Here is a 544-nt window from a genome sequence, read left to right on the forward strand (position 1 = left end):
GATAAAGGAGTGCAGAATTATTGAGCAATAATCAATCTCGTTATGAAAACCGTGATAAGCGCAGAAAAGCCAATTTAGTGCTTAACATTTTAATCGCAATCGTATCCATACTAATTGTCGTAGTAGCAGCGAATCTCTTCATTAACAGTCCTTCTAGCAAAGATGTCAGCAAGGATTCTGAAACGACACAAAAACAAGAATCTCCGGCTTCAGGAAAGACGGAAAAGAAATCGGATGAGGATATAAAAGACAGCAAGAAAGATATTTCTGACAGCGAAAAGGATTCTGAGAAGTCTTCAGATTCTGATTCAGATTCCAAAAAAGATGATTCTTCTTCTAAAAAAGATGACTCTGACTCAGATTCAGCAGGTGACGGGCTTAAAGATGCAAAAGTTACAGAAGGCGGCTCATCAAGCGATGTGGAAAAAACGTATGAAAATTCTGACTGGAAAGCAGTCGGAACTGAGCAGACAGGCGAGCATGCCGCTACTTATGATTCAAGCTCACAAGACTGGGCTGAGATGCTAAAAGCCATTTCATATGC

Annotated in this window: 1 protein-coding gene; it reads left to right on the top strand. The window is 40.1% G+C overall.

Annotated features, from left to right (window positions below):
- Nucleotides 1–20 precede the first annotated feature (20 nt).
- On the top strand, nucleotides 21–544 hold a 524-nt coding region (locus RVS70_RS21955), incomplete at its 3' end, for a DUF1510 family protein (protein WP_321134834.1).

The sequence above is a fragment of the Virgibacillus sp. M23 genome (assembly GCF_034190895.1).
Taxonomy (GTDB): domain Bacteria; phylum Bacillota; class Bacilli; order Bacillales; family Amphibacillaceae; genus Virgibacillus; species Virgibacillus salarius.